The 14,127-nt window shown below is 55.9% G+C and carries 20 protein-coding genes; 6 read left to right on the forward strand and 14 right to left on the reverse strand.

The window, feature by feature from the left end; all coding sequences use genetic code 11:
* Window positions 1–6: 6 nt before the first annotated feature.
* The 12 genes from AB3G35_RS17465 to AB3G35_RS17520 form a co-directional block, all read right to left on the reverse strand.
* Complete coding sequence (locus AB3G35_RS17465) at window positions 7–1,698, reverse strand: terminase large subunit (protein ID WP_369781867.1); 1,692 nt, start codon at window positions 1,696–1,698, stop codon at window positions 7–9.
* Window positions 1,699–2,193 carry a terminase small subunit gene (locus AB3G35_RS17470; protein ID WP_369782754.1) on the reverse strand — a complete coding sequence of 165 codons (495 nt, stop codon included), beginning with the start codon at window positions 2,191–2,193 and terminating at the stop codon, window positions 1,699–1,701. It abuts the gene before it with no gap.
* Window positions 2,194–2,434: 241 nt separating this feature from the next.
* Window positions 2,435–2,764, reverse strand: coding sequence for an HNH endonuclease (locus AB3G35_RS17475; RefSeq protein WP_095028350.1), 330 nt, complete (start codon window positions 2,762–2,764; stop codon window positions 2,435–2,437).
* Window positions 2,761–2,958: a hypothetical protein gene (locus AB3G35_RS17480; protein ID WP_095028351.1), complete on the reverse strand. Its 198-nt coding sequence runs from the start codon at window positions 2,956–2,958 to the stop codon at window positions 2,761–2,763. Before AB3G35_RS17480 ends, AB3G35_RS17475 begins: the two co-directional genes overlap by 4 nt.
* A gap of 60 nt (window positions 2,959–3,018) precedes the next feature.
* Window positions 3,019–3,348: a phage holin, lambda family gene (locus AB3G35_RS17485; RefSeq protein ID WP_019829116.1), complete on the reverse strand. Its 330-nt coding sequence runs from the start codon at window positions 3,346–3,348 to the stop codon at window positions 3,019–3,021.
* A 178-nt stretch (window positions 3,349–3,526) separates the two neighbouring features.
* Entirely contained in the window at window positions 3,527–4,243 is a 717-nt protein-coding gene (locus AB3G35_RS17490) for a DUF4339 domain-containing protein (RefSeq protein ID WP_095028352.1), read from the reverse strand.
* Window positions 4,244–4,468: 225 nt separating this feature from the next.
* On the reverse strand, window positions 4,469–4,852 hold the full coding sequence (locus tag AB3G35_RS17495) for an antiterminator Q family protein (RefSeq protein WP_176464626.1): 384 nt from the start codon (window positions 4,850–4,852) through the stop codon (window positions 4,469–4,471).
* A complete protein-coding gene (locus AB3G35_RS17500; RefSeq protein WP_369781868.1) occupies window positions 4,849–6,150 on the reverse strand; it encodes a tyrosine-type recombinase/integrase in 1,302 nt (433 codons plus the stop codon). Before AB3G35_RS17500 ends, AB3G35_RS17495 begins: the two co-directional genes overlap by 4 nt.
* Window positions 6,147–6,356, reverse strand: coding sequence for a hypothetical protein (locus AB3G35_RS17505; RefSeq protein WP_369781869.1), 210 nt, complete (start codon window positions 6,354–6,356; stop codon window positions 6,147–6,149). The genes AB3G35_RS17500 and AB3G35_RS17505 overlap by 4 nt, the downstream gene beginning before the upstream one ends.
* Complete coding sequence (locus AB3G35_RS17510; RefSeq protein WP_019829107.1) at window positions 6,349–7,044, reverse strand: replication protein P; 696 nt, start codon at window positions 7,042–7,044, stop codon at window positions 6,349–6,351. The genes AB3G35_RS17505 and AB3G35_RS17510 overlap by 8 nt, the downstream gene beginning before the upstream one ends.
* Entirely contained in the window at window positions 7,041–7,814 is a 774-nt protein-coding gene (locus AB3G35_RS17515; RefSeq protein WP_133079639.1) for a DnaT-like ssDNA-binding domain-containing protein, read from the reverse strand. Before AB3G35_RS17515 ends, AB3G35_RS17510 begins: the two co-directional genes overlap by 4 nt.
* Before the next feature lie 233 nt (window positions 7,815–8,047).
* Window positions 8,048–8,269, reverse strand: a complete 222-nt coding sequence (locus tag AB3G35_RS17520) for a Cro/CI family transcriptional regulator (RefSeq protein WP_074836787.1) — start codon at window positions 8,267–8,269, stop codon at window positions 8,048–8,050.
* Between the two features lie 96 nt (window positions 8,270–8,365).
* Between AB3G35_RS17520 and AB3G35_RS17525 the strand changes: the two genes are divergently transcribed.
* From AB3G35_RS17525 to AB3G35_RS17540, 4 genes are all read left to right on the forward strand, one after another.
* A complete protein-coding gene (locus AB3G35_RS17525) occupies window positions 8,366–9,118 on the forward strand; it encodes a S24 family peptidase (RefSeq protein WP_053069519.1) in 753 nt (250 codons plus the stop codon).
* A 25-nt stretch (window positions 9,119–9,143) separates the two neighbouring features.
* Window positions 9,144–10,232: a type I restriction endonuclease gene (locus AB3G35_RS17530; RefSeq protein ID WP_048358247.1), complete on the forward strand. Its 1,089-nt coding sequence runs from the start codon at window positions 9,144–9,146 to the stop codon at window positions 10,230–10,232.
* Between the two features lie 377 nt (window positions 10,233–10,609).
* Window positions 10,610–10,993, forward strand: a complete 384-nt coding sequence (locus AB3G35_RS17535; RefSeq protein WP_133079640.1) for a LuxR C-terminal-related transcriptional regulator — start codon at window positions 10,610–10,612, stop codon at window positions 10,991–10,993.
* Window positions 10,994–11,386: 393 nt separating this feature from the next.
* Window positions 11,387–11,734, forward strand: a complete 348-nt coding sequence (locus tag AB3G35_RS17540) for a hypothetical protein (protein WP_133079641.1) — start codon at window positions 11,387–11,389, stop codon at window positions 11,732–11,734.
* 107 nt (window positions 11,735–11,841) lie between these two features.
* Here the strand turns inward: AB3G35_RS17540 and AB3G35_RS17545 are convergent, their stop codons facing one another.
* Window positions 11,842–12,045: a hypothetical protein gene (locus AB3G35_RS17545; protein WP_048358250.1), complete on the reverse strand. Its 204-nt coding sequence runs from the start codon at window positions 12,043–12,045 to the stop codon at window positions 11,842–11,844.
* Between the two features lie 110 nt (window positions 12,046–12,155).
* Between AB3G35_RS17545 and AB3G35_RS17550 the strand changes: the two genes are divergently transcribed.
* Together AB3G35_RS17550 and yejK are read left to right on the forward strand one after the other, a co-directional pair.
* Window positions 12,156–12,404: a hypothetical protein gene (locus AB3G35_RS17550; protein WP_133079642.1), complete on the forward strand. Its 249-nt coding sequence runs from the start codon at window positions 12,156–12,158 to the stop codon at window positions 12,402–12,404.
* Window positions 12,405–12,485: 81 nt separating this feature from the next.
* Window positions 12,486–13,490, forward strand: a complete 1,005-nt coding sequence (gene yejK / locus AB3G35_RS17555; protein WP_369781870.1) for a nucleoid-associated protein YejK — start codon at window positions 12,486–12,488, stop codon at window positions 13,488–13,490.
* Window positions 13,491–13,524: 34 nt separating this feature from the next.
* On the opposite strand, the gene AB3G35_RS17560 is transcribed toward yejK, so the two are convergent.
* Window positions 13,525–14,118, reverse strand: coding sequence for a hypothetical protein (locus AB3G35_RS17560; RefSeq protein WP_369781871.1), 594 nt, complete (start codon window positions 14,116–14,118; stop codon window positions 13,525–13,527).
* Between the last annotated feature and the right edge of the window lie 9 nt (window positions 14,119–14,127).

Genomic DNA, 14,127 nt, shown 5'->3' on the forward strand with positions numbered 1-14,127 from the left:
TTCAGCCTATGAGTTCGAGCCGATGAGCCCAAAGAATCCATCGGTCAGGTAGTTGTCGAGGCCACTTTGGGCCTGGGGATTGAGCGACAGCAGCGTCACCGCATTAAACGTGGCCATCAGCGGGTCGATCTTGGCCGAGCCCGAAGCCTGTTTGGTGATCAAAATCGAATTACCGCGTGGCTCTACTTTGGCGTTACCGCAGCACCAGGCCATCATCGGCTGGCCGCCGTGGATCAAGGTGCCTTCGGCCAGTTTGCGCTCGGCGGTTTTGATCGCGCCGCCCAGCTTCCAGCCCTGTGAAATACCAATAACCTTTTCTTCGGGTACACCGGCTTCGACCAGGGCATCGAGAATCGCGCCGATACCCGCCGGGTCGAGCCCGACCTTGTCCAACAGGCCGGATTGCTCAACCCGGGAAACCAGATTTGCCACCTGCTCTACGTCCTGGCCGATCTGATCGACCAAGGTGAGGTTTTTGTCTTTGGCGAAGTCGTGGAAGTTGGCCGCCACGGACTGGCGACGGGTGAGCACAGATGGGTGTGCCCATGCGTGCGTCCACAACAGCCACTCACGGGTGGTTCGGTGCCTGCCGACAGCTGCAAAGCCCAGCAAGTCATCCAGACCACCGCCGTCGATGCCGATATCGATCACTTCGCACTGGCGCAGCAGGTCATCGAAGCTCAAGCCAGGGCGCTTGCCCTGCACCTCCCAAAAGTCCGCCCCGGCCCAGCGTTCGGACAGCAGCGCCAAACCGACTTCGATATTGGCGTGCTTGGCCAGAAAGCCGCGCAGTTCTTCTTCGCCTGCTTCTTGCGCCATTTTGAAGCTGCGCAACAGGAAGGCTTCATCCACCGAGAACCCCATGTTCGGGTTCACCAGGTGGAAGTTCTCGACCAGGCGGGCTTCGCCGCTTTTGATCATTGCCTGCGGGAACTCGTAGACAACCGGCAGGAACTGGTTGTCATCGATACGCCCGTCACGCACGGCGCGGGAGTACTTGAGCTTTTCGCGGAACACACCGGCAGGCGGCTCGTTGGACTGCGTGGTCAGCCAGATCACAAAGCCTTCAGGCCGTGACGCTAGACCGCCCGTGGCTTCGCGGATGATGTCCGGCGCCTTGACGTTCTTGCCGAACAACCAGGCTTCGTCGATCAGCACGCCCACGGCCTTTTTGCCGCCCACCGTGTCGCCATCGGCGGCCACCACCTTGAGCGTGGCGCCGGTTTCCCGATGGGTGATGGTGCGCAGGTGCGGCTGGACGTGCATCAGGTCGCGCAACTCTTCGTCGTGCTTGACCATATCGGCCGCAGGCTTGAACGAGTTGTCAGCAATTTCCTTGGTCGGGGCCAGGATGATGAACTCGGCCGACATGCGCCAATTGCGGATCAGCGCGGTGAGCATGATCCCGGCGGCAATGGTCGACTTGGAGTTCTTCTTGGGGATACACAGCATGTATTCCGAGATCATCCGGCGCCCGGTGGTGTAGTCGTAGGCACCGAAGATCGCCCCGGCAAAGTCGAACACCCACTCGGCGCAGGACTCGCCAATGGTCGGGCTGCCTGGGGCGTCGACGATCTTTAGTTCGCGCAACACCGCCAGACCGTCTTCGGCCTCCTGCGGAAACAATGGGCGCGGGATAATCGACTGCCCCAGGCGCAGTTTTTCCTCCCAGTCCGGGCAGGCAGTCGTCCATTGCATTTACTTGACCGCCTTCAATGGGGGTGGGCTTGAGCCAAAGCGCCCTGCCCCGGCAATCTTCGCCGCGTTTTCGCGCTCGGTCTTTTTGCCGGTCTCGCCTTTGCGCGGGTGCATAAAGGGCATCAGCGCTTTGGCGGCATCGACCCGCAGCTTTGCCTCGGCTTCATGGTCATTCATGGCAGCCAGCAGGAACGCTTTCGGGTCGGAGAATGACAAGGCCCTGTTCAAATCGAAGCCCGGGCCGTCATCGGAATCAGCTGCTTGTGGCGCATCAGCAGCCGGTTGTTGCGCTGCTGGAGCTTTAACAATTTTGTTAACTTTTTTGTTAAAGGTCGTCCCGGCCATTGCGGCCATGACGTAAGGGTCTTTTGCCAGCCGTGATCCGGCGGCCGATGCGCTGGACGCCGCGTAGCCTGCGGCGATGGCTGCGTCCTTGTTTGAGGCACCGCCCCGCAAAGCGTCGACGAATGCCCGCTTCTTGGGTGTTAAAGCCATTAACAATAATTCCTGAAAAGGGGAAAAAATGTGCGCGTGCGGGGATGGGTGGTCTAGGAGCAAAAGGCCTCTGGAGTTTTACCCTCCCCCCCCACTAAATGAGAAATATTCTCATTAAATCAAATAAGAATCATTCTCGAAACCACAAATGCGAATTAATTGCAACAACTTTATTGATAAATATTCTCATTCGTATATTTGTGGCCAAAACGAACAATAAAGATTGACACTGCAAGGCCGTTCAACCTGCTGATTCCTCACGCTTTTTGACGATATCGTGGCAAGGTCTGCACAGCGATTGCCAATTGCTGCGATCCCAAAACAGCGTCATGTCGCCACGGTGCGGGATGACGTGGTCGACCACGCTGGCCGCTGTCACCCGGTCATCACGCTCGCAGTAGACGCACAAGGGATGGGCATTGAGGTGCACCAGTCGCGCCTGTTGCCATGCGTAGCCGTAACCGCGCTGGGTCGAGGTGGCCTTGTCACTGCGCCATGACCCAGGCACTGCGGTTGCGATGCGATTGGCTTGGGGTTGCAGGCGTGTGGCCAGTGTCTGGAGGCGGCTCATGCTGGATGGCGCGGTGCGCCGCTCATGTAGGTCAGAGGCTCTGACTCGGGGTTCTGCTCAATCCCCTCTTCCGCCAAGGCTGTGATCAACTGGGTCTGCTGGGTTGCTATCCGCTGGAGGATCACTGTCTGCTTGATCTGTTCGGCCAGTACCTGGCTGAGCAGGCCAGCCAAAGAGCTCTGCTGCTCGCTCATATGCAATCGCCTTCCACTTGTTGAGTTGTTCGCGCCGGGCGGCGCATCCGCTGCAGGCCATCACTCGGACCGCCGTGGCAGCTTGAAGTCAGCGAAGCGGTCAGCCAGGTCGGCGATCTTCTTCACACCCAAGAAACCAATCCAGATGCCTGCCGGTGTAGCCAGGCTGGACGGCAGGCCGAAGTACTCCAGCACCGCAATCAGGCTGGTGGTGAGCAGCATGCAGATGGTTGCTTCGAGCATTGCCTGCCGCCGAGTGCCGCCGCCGTAGATGATCCGCAGCGCCGCCATTACAAAGGACAGTGTGGCGGCATAGATCGTCGGCGAGTGCTGACTCAGCCACGCGAGCGCTATCACCCAGGTGTCTGGCTTATCAGGCATATGAGGCATCCGGTGTCCTCCCGAGCTGGGAGCAGAATGGGTTCGGCCCCGACAGCACTCCCAGCTTGACGCGATGGGTGTGGCGGGGCCGAAAACGAAAAAGCCCCGGCAAATGCCGAGGCTTAATGAACTGTAAAAACCAAGAAATACAACTAGGAGCAGATTCGATCTGGCTCAGACTAGGTAATTACTGCTTGGGAATGCGGACTAAAATCTGCTCCCCTTTCTTCTCAATAGTGATATCAATGTCGTTACCATTATCGAGAATGGCATGGGCGAGATAAAAACCGCTCCTCACTTCTTCGTCAATCGTCACGGCAAGACAAGACGACGTTTGATAGAACTGTTTGTGAATGATTTCGGTAACGATAGGGCATGCCGCGTCCTCAATTGCAGACTCGTCTCCAACGACACTTAGCAAAACCGACACAATGAATGCAGCCATCCAGCCGTAAAAATAGTGTTTTTTCTGGTTCAGTAGCGACGCACGCTTCCAAAGATAAACTGGAACAAGAAGCGCCCAGTAACTTTGCGGAGCCAAATGACCCGCAGCCTTCAAGCGCCTCTCATCGAAGACGCACAGACCTATATTTAGGATGAGGAAAGCCCACCAAATGCTGATGCCTGATAAGTACTCGACTAACCCGCCTACCAGCTGTACACCAACCAAAGCCCATACAAAGCGATCATCAACATCAGAGGCTGCCAAAGGTGGGGGCCCAGACGGTCGCTGAATATTTTGAGCCAGCACAGTATCTTTCAAGCTGACCCAATCACCAGTGCCCGCCCAGACTTTAGTATCAGCGTTAATATCATTAGAGCTCAAAAAACCACTCATCTGCTCGAGAGTGTACGGACCACATCTCGAACCATTTAACGCGTAATACCACGACACATCTGACATTTGTTACTCCTTGGCTTCCATAATGCCCATCCAAATATGATGGCAACATGACATTATCGACATAGAACCCAAGAACTTAAATTATTTTGCTTACCTATGAAGACGCCACAATCTATCTAAAATTGAAAAGCCCGACTCAATGGCCGGGCTTTCTCTGTGGTGTCCCGCTGTAACAGCTAAACACGGTGCTATAAAAACAGAGCTATTCCATATGGACAACTCTTTTCACGCTGCCTCACGCAGGGTCTCCAGAACGCAGTCGATCCAAGCCACGCCCGCCTTGATCAGCTCTCGCGCCTTCATCTCACTCACTTTGAAGTGGCGACCTACCCGCACTGCCGGCCACTTGGATCCGTAATAAAGCCAGACCATATCGCCCATCTGCTGGTCACGCTTGCACAGCCTGGCCAACGCCCCGTCTACAGCACATGCCAGTTCATCAGTGATGGTGTAAGACTTCGTGCTGGAAGGCAGCGCGTCACGCATCAAAGCCAGCATTGGCGAGGCATAGCTGGGAATCCCCATCCCGTCCATTCGCCACCAGCCCCACTGCTCAAGCATGTGTTCGGTATCACCCAAAGGCCGGTGCAGCGTTTTACGAATCATCATTTTGAAACCTCACCTATGGTTGTTTTCTGAATAGAGCTGCACGCCACGCCGTTAGCGGCCTCCAGCGTATTACCGGATTCTCCGAATCTAACGCCTGTCTGCCCATGGATCAGGTTGAAACCCTTCTGGTCTAGATGGTCGTGCCACTTCTCCAGCGCGTCACGCTTGCGGCCCATCACGTCCGACTGGATGTACACCTTCACGTTGTGGCCCATCGCGTGATTGATCAGCAGCTCACCGATCAGGTGGTCGATGCCGAGGTCTGCCCAACCTGTACGGGCTACCTTGCGCAGGTCGTGGCTGGTCCAGTCGCCCTTGCCCAACCGGGTGAACACGGCACTAGCCTGCCCTTCGCTCAGCGCCTTGCCATTGCGGGCCGGGAACAGGTACTGGCCGTCATAGCCGCTGGCAGTTTGGGTTTCGCGGTACTGGATCAACAGGGCGCGCACCTGGTCAGTCAGTGGCAGGTGATGCTCCACGCCGGTCTTTGTGTGTTCAGCCGGAATGAACCACTCGCGCTCGGCCAGACTGATATGCGGCCAGCGCGCTTGCCGGGTCTCGCCGATCCGGGTGCCGTGGCACAGCATCATCAGGGCCAGCATGGCGTCAGCCGGATTGCTCGCCATGGCCTGCTCCAGCTCGCCCAACAGATCCTGCAACTGCACACCACGCAGACGCGACGGCTTGATCCCTACCTTGGCCTTGGAGAAGTCGCTGAACTTGATTCCCGCCATCGGGTTGGACGAGATCAGGCCCAGCTTCAACGCCTGCCGGAATGCCAGGGCCAGCAACTGAAACGCCAGACGCACATAATCGATTGAGAGGGCTTCCTGCAGCGGCCACATAAACAGGGTGTCGAGGGTGGCCTTGTTGACCTCCTCCAACGGCAAATCACCAAGCCGTGGTAGCAGGTGACACTTCATGGCCGAGGCACCGGTATTCTTGCGCTTGGCCGACAAACTACGGTCACGGGCCATACGATCGGCGTACCAGTTGAGCAGTTCGCCCGTAGTAGCCCACTGGGAAATGGTCGAGCCTGCATCAGCCGAAACGCGCAGGCGCACGGCCGGCAGCGCGGCCAGCACCTGCTTGGCGCTCAAGTCCGGAAAGGCGCCAATGCGGTGCCAGCGGCGCTTGTTGAGCAAGTACCAGGAGCCACGGGTGCGATTCTTGGAGAACCGGAAGTGCAACGCAGGGTGGCCGGCATCACGCAGGTCACGCACATGCTCAAGCTTGGCATTACGCCCGATCTCGGCGTCGGACAGCTTCACGGTCAGGGTTTGGATTTTGGTGTTCAACAGTCACCTTCCTGCGCAGGTTGCCGGTCGACAACCTCGTAAGTGGTTGGCCACATCAGGCGACCAAACGTGTGTGCCGCACTTTCATGATCAAACAGGGCCACGGCCTGGTCGGGCTTATGGCTCAAATCGAGCTTGTAGGAGCAGCAGTGAACAGCCCAGCGGTAGGCGCTCGGCTTAACCGGGGCCAGGCGGAAGTTAGGCATGTGCAGCACCTCCCGAACGCATGGCCCGCAGTGCCGCCAGAGCCTTGTTGCCCACTTCGGGCGCGCTGCGTTCAATGGCCCGTGGCGGTAAAGCCAGCGGCATTTTCTGCAACGGCAGGCCCGCCAGAATGCGGCGTACTGTGATCGTGTAGTTGCGCTCAAACAGCTTGATGCTCAGGTCGTGGGACAGCCGATTGAGGTTTTCAAAACCGCACTCTTTGGCCGTATGCCACACCGCGTCATGGGTCCACTTGGCCTGACCGGCCATCGACGGATGCGCGTTACGGCAAGCCTCGCGATGGGCCGCAGCTAACCTCGGCAGGCCGAGCATTTCTGCTGTAGGCGTACACCAGCCGATAAACACACCCACGTTCGGCACAAAGTCCTTGGCAGCTTGGCGGGCCTGCATCAGGCCGAAACGCAGTTGCTCAGTGCTGCAGATCCCGGCCTCAAGAAACCCGCGCATCCACTGCTGCTTGGCGGCTTTGTAGGTCGCCATATCCGGCCAAGCCTGCTTCCATGCCGGGAAGATCGAGCGCAGTTCACGGAACAAGCCGTTGATGACCTTGGCCGTGGCCTGGGACAGCTCGGCGGCGGGCTGAATGTTTTCGCTTTCACCGGCAGCGATGAACTGGCCGGTCTGCACCTTGGCCCACAGGCCGGTGGCGATTACTGAAACTTGATTCATTGGGTGGCCTCCTGATGCAGCCAGTCGGTGTTTTCATCGTCAAAGGGTTCGTCAGAACGGGGCTTGCCCGGGAACCGGCTGACGTTGGTTCCGGCGGTTTTGACCTGATCACGCTGCACCCACTTGACCAGCATGCTCACCCACTCGGCCTGGGTGTTGATCACACCCTTCGGCTCGTAGTGGCAGGTGAACAGGGCAATCACGGCTGGAGTGAACAGAGCGCCAGACAGGCCAACGTGAACGGCATAGGTTTTTAGGGTTTCTGGATCTGGCAACCAGTCCAGGGTCATGGCGACCATTTCGCGTGGGTCGAACGTCTCGTGCGCGTTGGGTGGGTTTTCTCCCTTACATTCCCCTTCCCTTCCGGGGGTGAGGGCTCGTCTAGGCTCTGGCGGTTCCTCGGCGAGGGCTCGTCGAGCACTCTCCGAGTCAGCGTCGATAGTCAGTCGATATGCAGGGTGCTTGATCGTCGGTCGGTCGATCTTCTGATGCTTCCAGCCGTTGACGTGCAGGTACTCTTTACCCGACACCTCGTAGAGATCGATCAGCCCATTCGTTGACAACTCGGCGAGCAGTTCACCGACTTTCGCCGAGGTGATGTCATCGCCTGGGAACACCAGTGCCTTCAGGGTCTTGGCCGACATGGGGTGATTGCCCGCGTCGTCGCAGAAATTCCACACGCCGATAAACAACAGACGCGCCAAAGGGCTGCATTCCATGACCTGTTCACTGGTCCAGAACTCGGGTTTTATCGTGCGGATACGGGCCATTACACGGCCTCCTGTGCGGTGGTCGTGGCAAGTATTTGTGCAAGGCGAGGTATCACGTCAGCGGTGTTGCGTGATGAACAAATGGTGCACATAATGGCCCCCGAAAGAAGTTGTGAAGAAGCCGGTCTAGCCACCGGCTTTTTTTTGCCTGCGATTTGGTAACTGGATGGATTAACAGCTAATCCGAGGTGCTGTTCCCTTGTGCCAAATGGCCTGACAATCGAATCTCTGGACTACGCGACCATCTCGGACCAGGGAAACGATGGGCAAAGGTCACCGCGTTTTACTTGGCCTTTTGTCAAAGCTTCGATTTGCAGAGCTCTTGGTGGGGGAATTGGCCGGTCGCCAGAGCACCACTGACTGACAGTCGGGGCTGAGACGGTAAGGCGCTTTGCCAGATCGGTCTGGCTCCCTACGATGCGGGCCGCCTCCCGAGCTGCTTGTGCTGGTGTCATGGATGTTCTCCGTTAGATCGCCGGGCAAATATAAGGCATTAGCTAATCACGGACAAGCTATTGCCTACTCAACCTGCGGATAGGCTTAATTAGGCAATGCTTACAGGTAAAGAATTAGGCGCAGCCATCGAGCAAGCTCGACTCGCCAAAGGTGTTTCAAAAAAGAAGCTCGCCGAAGATTTCGGCGTGGCGCCTCCGTCTGTCCAGGGTTGGGTGAAGACTGGGCGAATAGACAAAGCCAAGCTCATGGAGCTGATGGACTATTTCTCGGATGTGGCTAAGCCCTCGCACTGGGGTCTTAGCGATCGCGTATCCGATTTTCTATCTGTATCGAGTCCTGTTGTGCAAGCAACTGATGTTGATCAGGAGAGCAACGTGTTTGCCATTAACTTTCGCAGAAAGAGCGCAGACATTAACTTCTTCACCATCCCCCACCTTGATGTAACGGCATCTATGGGGCCAGGCAGAAGTCCTCCCGAACACAACACCGAAGTCATACGGGATATAACTGTTCACGTTGACTGGCTCAAAAGCCAAGGCCTCAATTACTCCAGACTAGAGAACCTCGCCATCATTGATGGTGACGGCGATAGCATGGATGGCACCTTCCGTAATGGTGACTCTTTGCTCGTTGATCGCGGCATCACTGAGATTCGGACGGACGCGATTTACGTCTTCACCCTGGATGGCGACCTGTTCATCAAGCGGCTGCAGCGAATGACCGGCGGCTCGCTGAGAATGATTTCTGACAACCCGATTTATCCGGCAATTGTGATTGAAGGCGCACAACTCGAACGCGTCCATATCCAGGCAAGGGTTCTTCTCGCATGGAATGCTCGCAAACTGTAGAAAATTTTTCCCTGTGGAGGGAATCATGGAATTTGAAGAAAAGCTCGCAGGATTAGCGGCAAAAATTCGACAACAGAGCGCAGCCATTCAAACCGAAGAAGCAACTAAAAATGCTTTTATCATGCCCTTTATCCAGTCCATTCTGGGTTATGACGTTTTCAACCCGCTTGAAGTAGTGCCTGAATTCACCTCCGATATCGGCACGAAAAAAGGCGAAAAGGTTGATTACGCCATCCTGAAAGATGGTGCCATTCAGATCCTCATTGAAAGCAAGAAAATCGGCGAGCCGTTGAACATCAACCATGCCGGCCAGCTCTTCCGCTACTTCCATGTCACAAGCGCACGCATTTCCATTCTTACAAACGGCCAGGTCTACAAGTTCTTCACCGACCTGGACGCCCCAAACAAAATGGACGAGAAGCCCTTTCTAGAACTCGACCTCCTGAATATCGACGAACACGCCATCCCTGAGCTGCAAAAACTGACCAAATCGGCGTTTGATGTGGACTCCATCATCAGTGCCGCAGGCGAGCTCAAATATGTCGGCCAAATCAAACGTATCCTGGCTGCTCAATTCAATGAGCCTGACGATGATTTCGTAAGGCTTTTCGCTTCTCGAATTTACGATGGCGTCATTACCCAAAAAGTCCGCGAACAGTTCGGCCACCTGACCAGAAAGGCTACAGTGCAGTTTCTCGGTGACCAAATTAACGAACGCCTCAAGTCCGCTATCAGCGGTAATACTCAGCCGGTGTTTTCAAGTCAGCCCGTGACGCCCTCTCTTACACCAGAGGTTGAACTCCCGGCAGACGAAGAGAAGGATCTGATTGTTACGACTGAAGAAGAAACTGAAGGCTACAACATCGTCAAAGCGATTGTGCGTACCGAGGTTGATGCCAAACGCATCGTTGCTCGTGACACCCAGAGCTATTTCGGCATTCTTCTTGATGACAACAACAGAAAGCCCATCGCCCGCCTCCACTTCAACCGTGCGCAAAAATACCTCGGCCTGTTCGATGCTGACAAAAAAGAAACTCGGCACCCGATAGAAACCCTGGACGATATTTTTCTGCATACCGATGCCTTGAAGTCGACAGCCAAACTGTACGGCTGAACCCCGCCTGGCTGGCTAAACCAGCCAACCGAGCACCTGTTTCCAGCAACAAACTGAAGCCCGCCAACGCGGGCTTTTTCACGTCCACAGGAAAATAATTAGCTAATGCCTATTTACACAAAATAGGCATTGGCTTATCTTTGCCTCGTCGAGTAGCCAAACTGGCTCGACAGGCCCCAACAGGGCTCGGGTAACCGGAACGCTCTTTAACAACCTGCAGACAAGCCCTGACGCCATACGGCGTTTGAGTTCAGGGAACAGCACGCAATAAGGCATCGCTTAGGCCACCGACATTCGGCGCTCAGGCTTGCTAACGGACACTTTCACTTCTGCACCTGGCTTGCCGGATGCAGCGGGAAAACAACCGAGTAAACATCATGGAATCGACAATCGTAGACGGTGCATGGAAAGGCCACCTCGGCCGAGGCCTTGCGCCGCGGGAACTGCAATTCGTGCTGTCAGTTGCCCAGGGACTGACCGCCAAAGAGATCGCCAGAGCGTTCGACATTGCGCCGGGCACCGTGGTCAAGCGACTGGCCTGCGCCATGTACAAGCTTGGCGTTCACCGTCAGGGCGCAATGATCGCCGAAGCGATGCGTCGACAGATCATCAGCCCACTCTGCTTGCTACTGGCCGGGCTGATCGCCTTGCACGCCGCTACAGACAGCGAAATGTCGCGCCGCGACCGTCGCCCCTCAGAACGTCGCTTCGCCGAAATGCGCCTGGTGCGCCGCGCCGACGCACTTGAGCTGACCGTATAACCCGAATCAACCAGCGCCACGACAGCCTGTCGCTAACTGCCCGAGCCCCTGGTACTCCCCAGCACCAGGACGCATCGGTCTGATCTTCGGCATTACCCCGCTTGAGTACAGACCGATGCGGACGCCAACCCAGCAGACGCTGGACACCTGTATCACCCCGCCCTGCTGACGATCAAAACGGAGGATTCAGCCATGCACAAGTAAACAAAGACGGGCACGCCCGCACAGCCAGGCTCTTACATACGGTGGTGTTTTAAGAGTGCAACACGGCCCGGTTTCGACTGGGCTTTTTAATACCTGCGTTTATTCGTCAGCACTCCATTACGCACCCATCGGCAAACAGCGCAGCGCCTGAGTGCTGACGAATAACCGTAACCCTGTCGAGGATCGACCATGCATATATCTTTCGCCAAGCGCTGCGCAATTCTTGAAGGGTTGCGCGAACGCACACGCCAGGCCACTGCCGAGTTTTACCAAAAGCCCGGCGTAATGCCGCCACCACTGGCACCGGTGATCATTGTGCGCCCAAGCGGCAACAACACCTTCTTGCTGGTCAACCGGGCTACTGGCGTGGTCGTAGCCGAGCGCTTCGGTCACAACAACGCCACCAACCATGCCCGGGAACTGGAAGCCAAAGCCGCGCAGTTCAACATCAAGCAATTCGGGCAACACCTGCGAAATTGGGCATTACGCATCGGTGCAATACTCGCCGTGTTTGTCTTCTTCGGCAGCCATCTGTGAGACGCATCAACGCCTCAGTAAGGCGCAGCCTTCGAAAAACTCAACACCATCTGCCGCCCAGCGCACTCGCAGCTGAAAAGTCAGGACTCCGGGCAGAGTTCGCGCCCTTAGTTGTTACGGCTGAGCTGCAGGTTCTGGCTTGTGCATTCTGTAGTGCTAACGGTTCCCATAAATGCGTTCAGCTTCACAGCGCACCGCTCAATGTTCAGGCCGTTGCGACCATCGCTAGAGATATTCGTGACGTATGGACCGGCAGTTGTGCAGCCACCCAACACAGCGAGCAGGCACAGGGCGGTGATTTTCAGTTTCATGTGAATCCTTTGAGTAGTAGTTCAGACCGTTTAGTTGATCACAAAGCTATAGCAACTTGCCACTACGCATCCCCCATCGCTGCCACCAACCGGACTTGAAGAGAAAGGCCATGGCCAAATCTGCAACCGAGCGCAAGCGCGAACAGCGCGTGCGGGACAAGCTGAGCGCAGAGGAAAAAGAAGCGCTCCTGCTGTCACGAAAGATTGTCACAGCTCTTTATCACAACGATGACGCCGCTTTGAAACGAACCATGGCGCGCACCGGGATTGATGAAGAGCAGGACCTGATATCGCGCTTCATTCGCGGCGCCGACCGCATGACCGATCATCAATTAGCGGAGTTTATCCGCCTTCATTGATTGTCACGGCTGCACGTCACTAACGATAAATAACCTCGCTGCATCCGGTCACGGAGGGCGGCGCTATTCCGAGGTAAGCCCATGCCTATCCGTCACAGCATCATCCATACGATCGACAAGAAGCCAGATGGCTCCCCCGCAGTTTTGCACGTCAGCGGCACAGAACTGGCCGAATCGCAGGTCACTGAAAACCTGCTCCACGACCTGAACGTCGCCTACAACGCCAAGACCGGCAAGGCCTGGGGTTTCTTTCACGCCCAATCCGGCGCCTTCCCCTTCAGCGGCTGGTTGCAGGCCTACATCGAAGGCGGCGACTTTATCGAGTTCAGCACTACCGCTGTCGAGCACCTGACCAAGCTGATGGAAGAGTCAAACCTCTCCGTTGGCGGGCAAGCCTTGTTCGCTCACTACCAGCAAGGCCTGACCGACTACCTGGTAGTTGCCCTGCTCCAGAACAGCGAAGGGGTCACCGTTAATCCTGACCTCAGCGTCACGCTTTCCAAGCATCTGGACTTCGGCAACATCAGCCTGGCAGCCCGGATCAATATTTCGGAATGGCGCAGCAACCCGAAGTCGCGGCAGTACATTTCGTACCTAAAAGGTTCGAAGGGCCGCAAAGCAACCGACTACTTCCGGGACTTCATCGGCTGTCAGGAAGGTGTCGACGGCCCGGGTGAAACCCGCACGCTGCTCAAGGCATTCAGCGACTTTGTAACTGCTGAGGATTTACACGAAGACAGCGCCCGCGAAAAGACTCAGGCGCTGGTCAGCTACTCAATGGCCCAGGCCAAGATTGGCGAACCGATCACCCTCGACGAACTGTCAGAGCTGATCGACGAAGACCGCCCGAAAGCCTTCTTCGACTTTATCCGCAACAAGGACTACGGCCTTTCGCCTGAAATCCCAGCAGATAAGCGCACCTTGAACCAGTTCCGGCGCTTCACTGGGCGCACTAATGGCCTGTCGATCAGCTTTGAATCTCACATGCTCGGATCAGACATTGAATATGATGCAGAGGCCGGCAGCTTATTATTACGCGGGCTACCAACACAACTCACCGAACAACTAAAACGCGCTTCGGCCTAAGACCCGCGACCAATCTATCATCCATGCCATGGCGTTATGACTTCGAGTTCTCCATCTCTTGCCACTGGGGCCACAAGGCATAAACTTGCTCCCATAGAGGAAACTCAAGATGCACATATATACGGGACCAAACCTCAAATGCTGCACTGTAGACAGCAATATCTAAGTGCTCAGTTTCACCATCAACAATCAAGACGCTATAGCTAATGATCCCGTCTTGATCACTATGGACTACGCGAGTCGTGACATCCGGGCGATTGTAAGCTACAGATACGTGCTTCACTGCCGTTCCAACTTGCCTACATAGCGATATTGCAGGGCATGCTTTCTGGATGGCACGGCTGAAATCTTGCATGCTTTTGAATTTCTGGACATTCAGATGTCTGGCAAGCTCAGACTTCATCTGATCGTCACTAAATTGCCAGATCCAATCGTGCATATGCCACGCAGTAATCGCACAATTCATCGATTTATAAACGCGGGCTACAGGGTTCGGATCGAGGCATACCATTGCTTCTGTTATTTCCCAGCATAGCTTTGATAGCCACGCAACTGGATGTCCGGACTGCATCATTTTTGTGAGATCGATCTCACCTCGCGAGCTTACTTTCACATCACTAAACTTCATTGTCACCTC

It is taken from the genome of Pseudomonas sp. WC2401, from assembly GCF_041200115.1.
Classification (GTDB): domain Bacteria; phylum Pseudomonadota; class Gammaproteobacteria; order Pseudomonadales; family Pseudomonadaceae; genus Aquipseudomonas; species Aquipseudomonas fragi.

Bases quoted from the DNA above. Each gene is read 5' to 3' on its own strand.
- AB3G35_RS17465 (WP_369781867.1), bottom strand. From the start codon at position 1,698: ATGCAATGGACGACTGCCTGCCCGGACTGGGAGGAAAAACTGCGCCTG.
- AB3G35_RS17470 (WP_369782754.1), bottom strand. From the start codon at position 2,193: ATGGCTTTAACACCCAAGAAGCGGGCATTCGTCGACGCTTTGCGGGGC.
- AB3G35_RS17475 (WP_095028350.1), bottom strand. From the start codon at position 2,764: ATGAGCCGCCTCCAGACACTGGCCACACGCCTGCAACCCCAAGCCAAT.
- AB3G35_RS17480 (WP_095028351.1), bottom strand. From the start codon at position 2,958: ATGAGCGAGCAGCAGAGCTCTTTGGCTGGCCTGCTCAGCCAGGTACTG.
- AB3G35_RS17485 (WP_019829116.1), bottom strand. From the start codon at position 3,348: ATGCCTCATATGCCTGATAAGCCAGACACCTGGGTGATAGCGCTCGCG.
- AB3G35_RS17490 (WP_095028352.1), bottom strand. From the start codon at position 4,243: ATGTCAGATGTGTCGTGGTATTACGCGTTAAATGGTTCGAGATGTGGT.
- AB3G35_RS17495 (WP_176464626.1), bottom strand. From the start codon at position 4,852: ATGATGATTCGTAAAACGCTGCACCGGCCTTTGGGTGATACCGAACAC.
- AB3G35_RS17505 (WP_369781869.1), bottom strand. From the start codon at position 6,356: ATGCCTAACTTCCGCCTGGCCCCGGTTAAGCCGAGCGCCTACCGCTGG.
- AB3G35_RS17510 (WP_019829107.1), bottom strand. From the start codon at position 7,044: ATGAATCAAGTTTCAGTAATCGCCACCGGCCTGTGGGCCAAGGTGCAG.
- AB3G35_RS17515 (WP_133079639.1), bottom strand. From the start codon at position 7,814: ATGGCCCGTATCCGCACGATAAAACCCGAGTTCTGGACCAGTGAACAG.
- AB3G35_RS17520 (WP_074836787.1), bottom strand. From the start codon at position 8,269: ATGACACCAGCACAAGCAGCTCGGGAGGCGGCCCGCATCGTAGGGAGC.
- AB3G35_RS17525 (WP_053069519.1), top strand. From the start codon at position 8,366: ATGCTTACAGGTAAAGAATTAGGCGCAGCCATCGAGCAAGCTCGACTC.
- AB3G35_RS17530 (WP_048358247.1), top strand. From the start codon at position 9,144: ATGGAATTTGAAGAAAAGCTCGCAGGATTAGCGGCAAAAATTCGACAA.
- AB3G35_RS17535 (WP_133079640.1), top strand. From the start codon at position 10,610: ATGGAATCGACAATCGTAGACGGTGCATGGAAAGGCCACCTCGGCCGA.
- AB3G35_RS17540 (WP_133079641.1), top strand. From the start codon at position 11,387: ATGCATATATCTTTCGCCAAGCGCTGCGCAATTCTTGAAGGGTTGCGC.
- AB3G35_RS17545 (WP_048358250.1), bottom strand. From the start codon at position 12,045: ATGAAACTGAAAATCACCGCCCTGTGCCTGCTCGCTGTGTTGGGTGGC.
- AB3G35_RS17550 (WP_133079642.1), top strand. From the start codon at position 12,156: ATGGCCAAATCTGCAACCGAGCGCAAGCGCGAACAGCGCGTGCGGGAC.
- yejK (WP_369781870.1), top strand. From the start codon at position 12,486: ATGCCTATCCGTCACAGCATCATCCATACGATCGACAAGAAGCCAGAT.
- AB3G35_RS17560 (WP_369781871.1), bottom strand. From the start codon at position 14,118: ATGAAGTTTAGTGATGTGAAAGTAAGCTCGCGAGGTGAGATCGATCTC.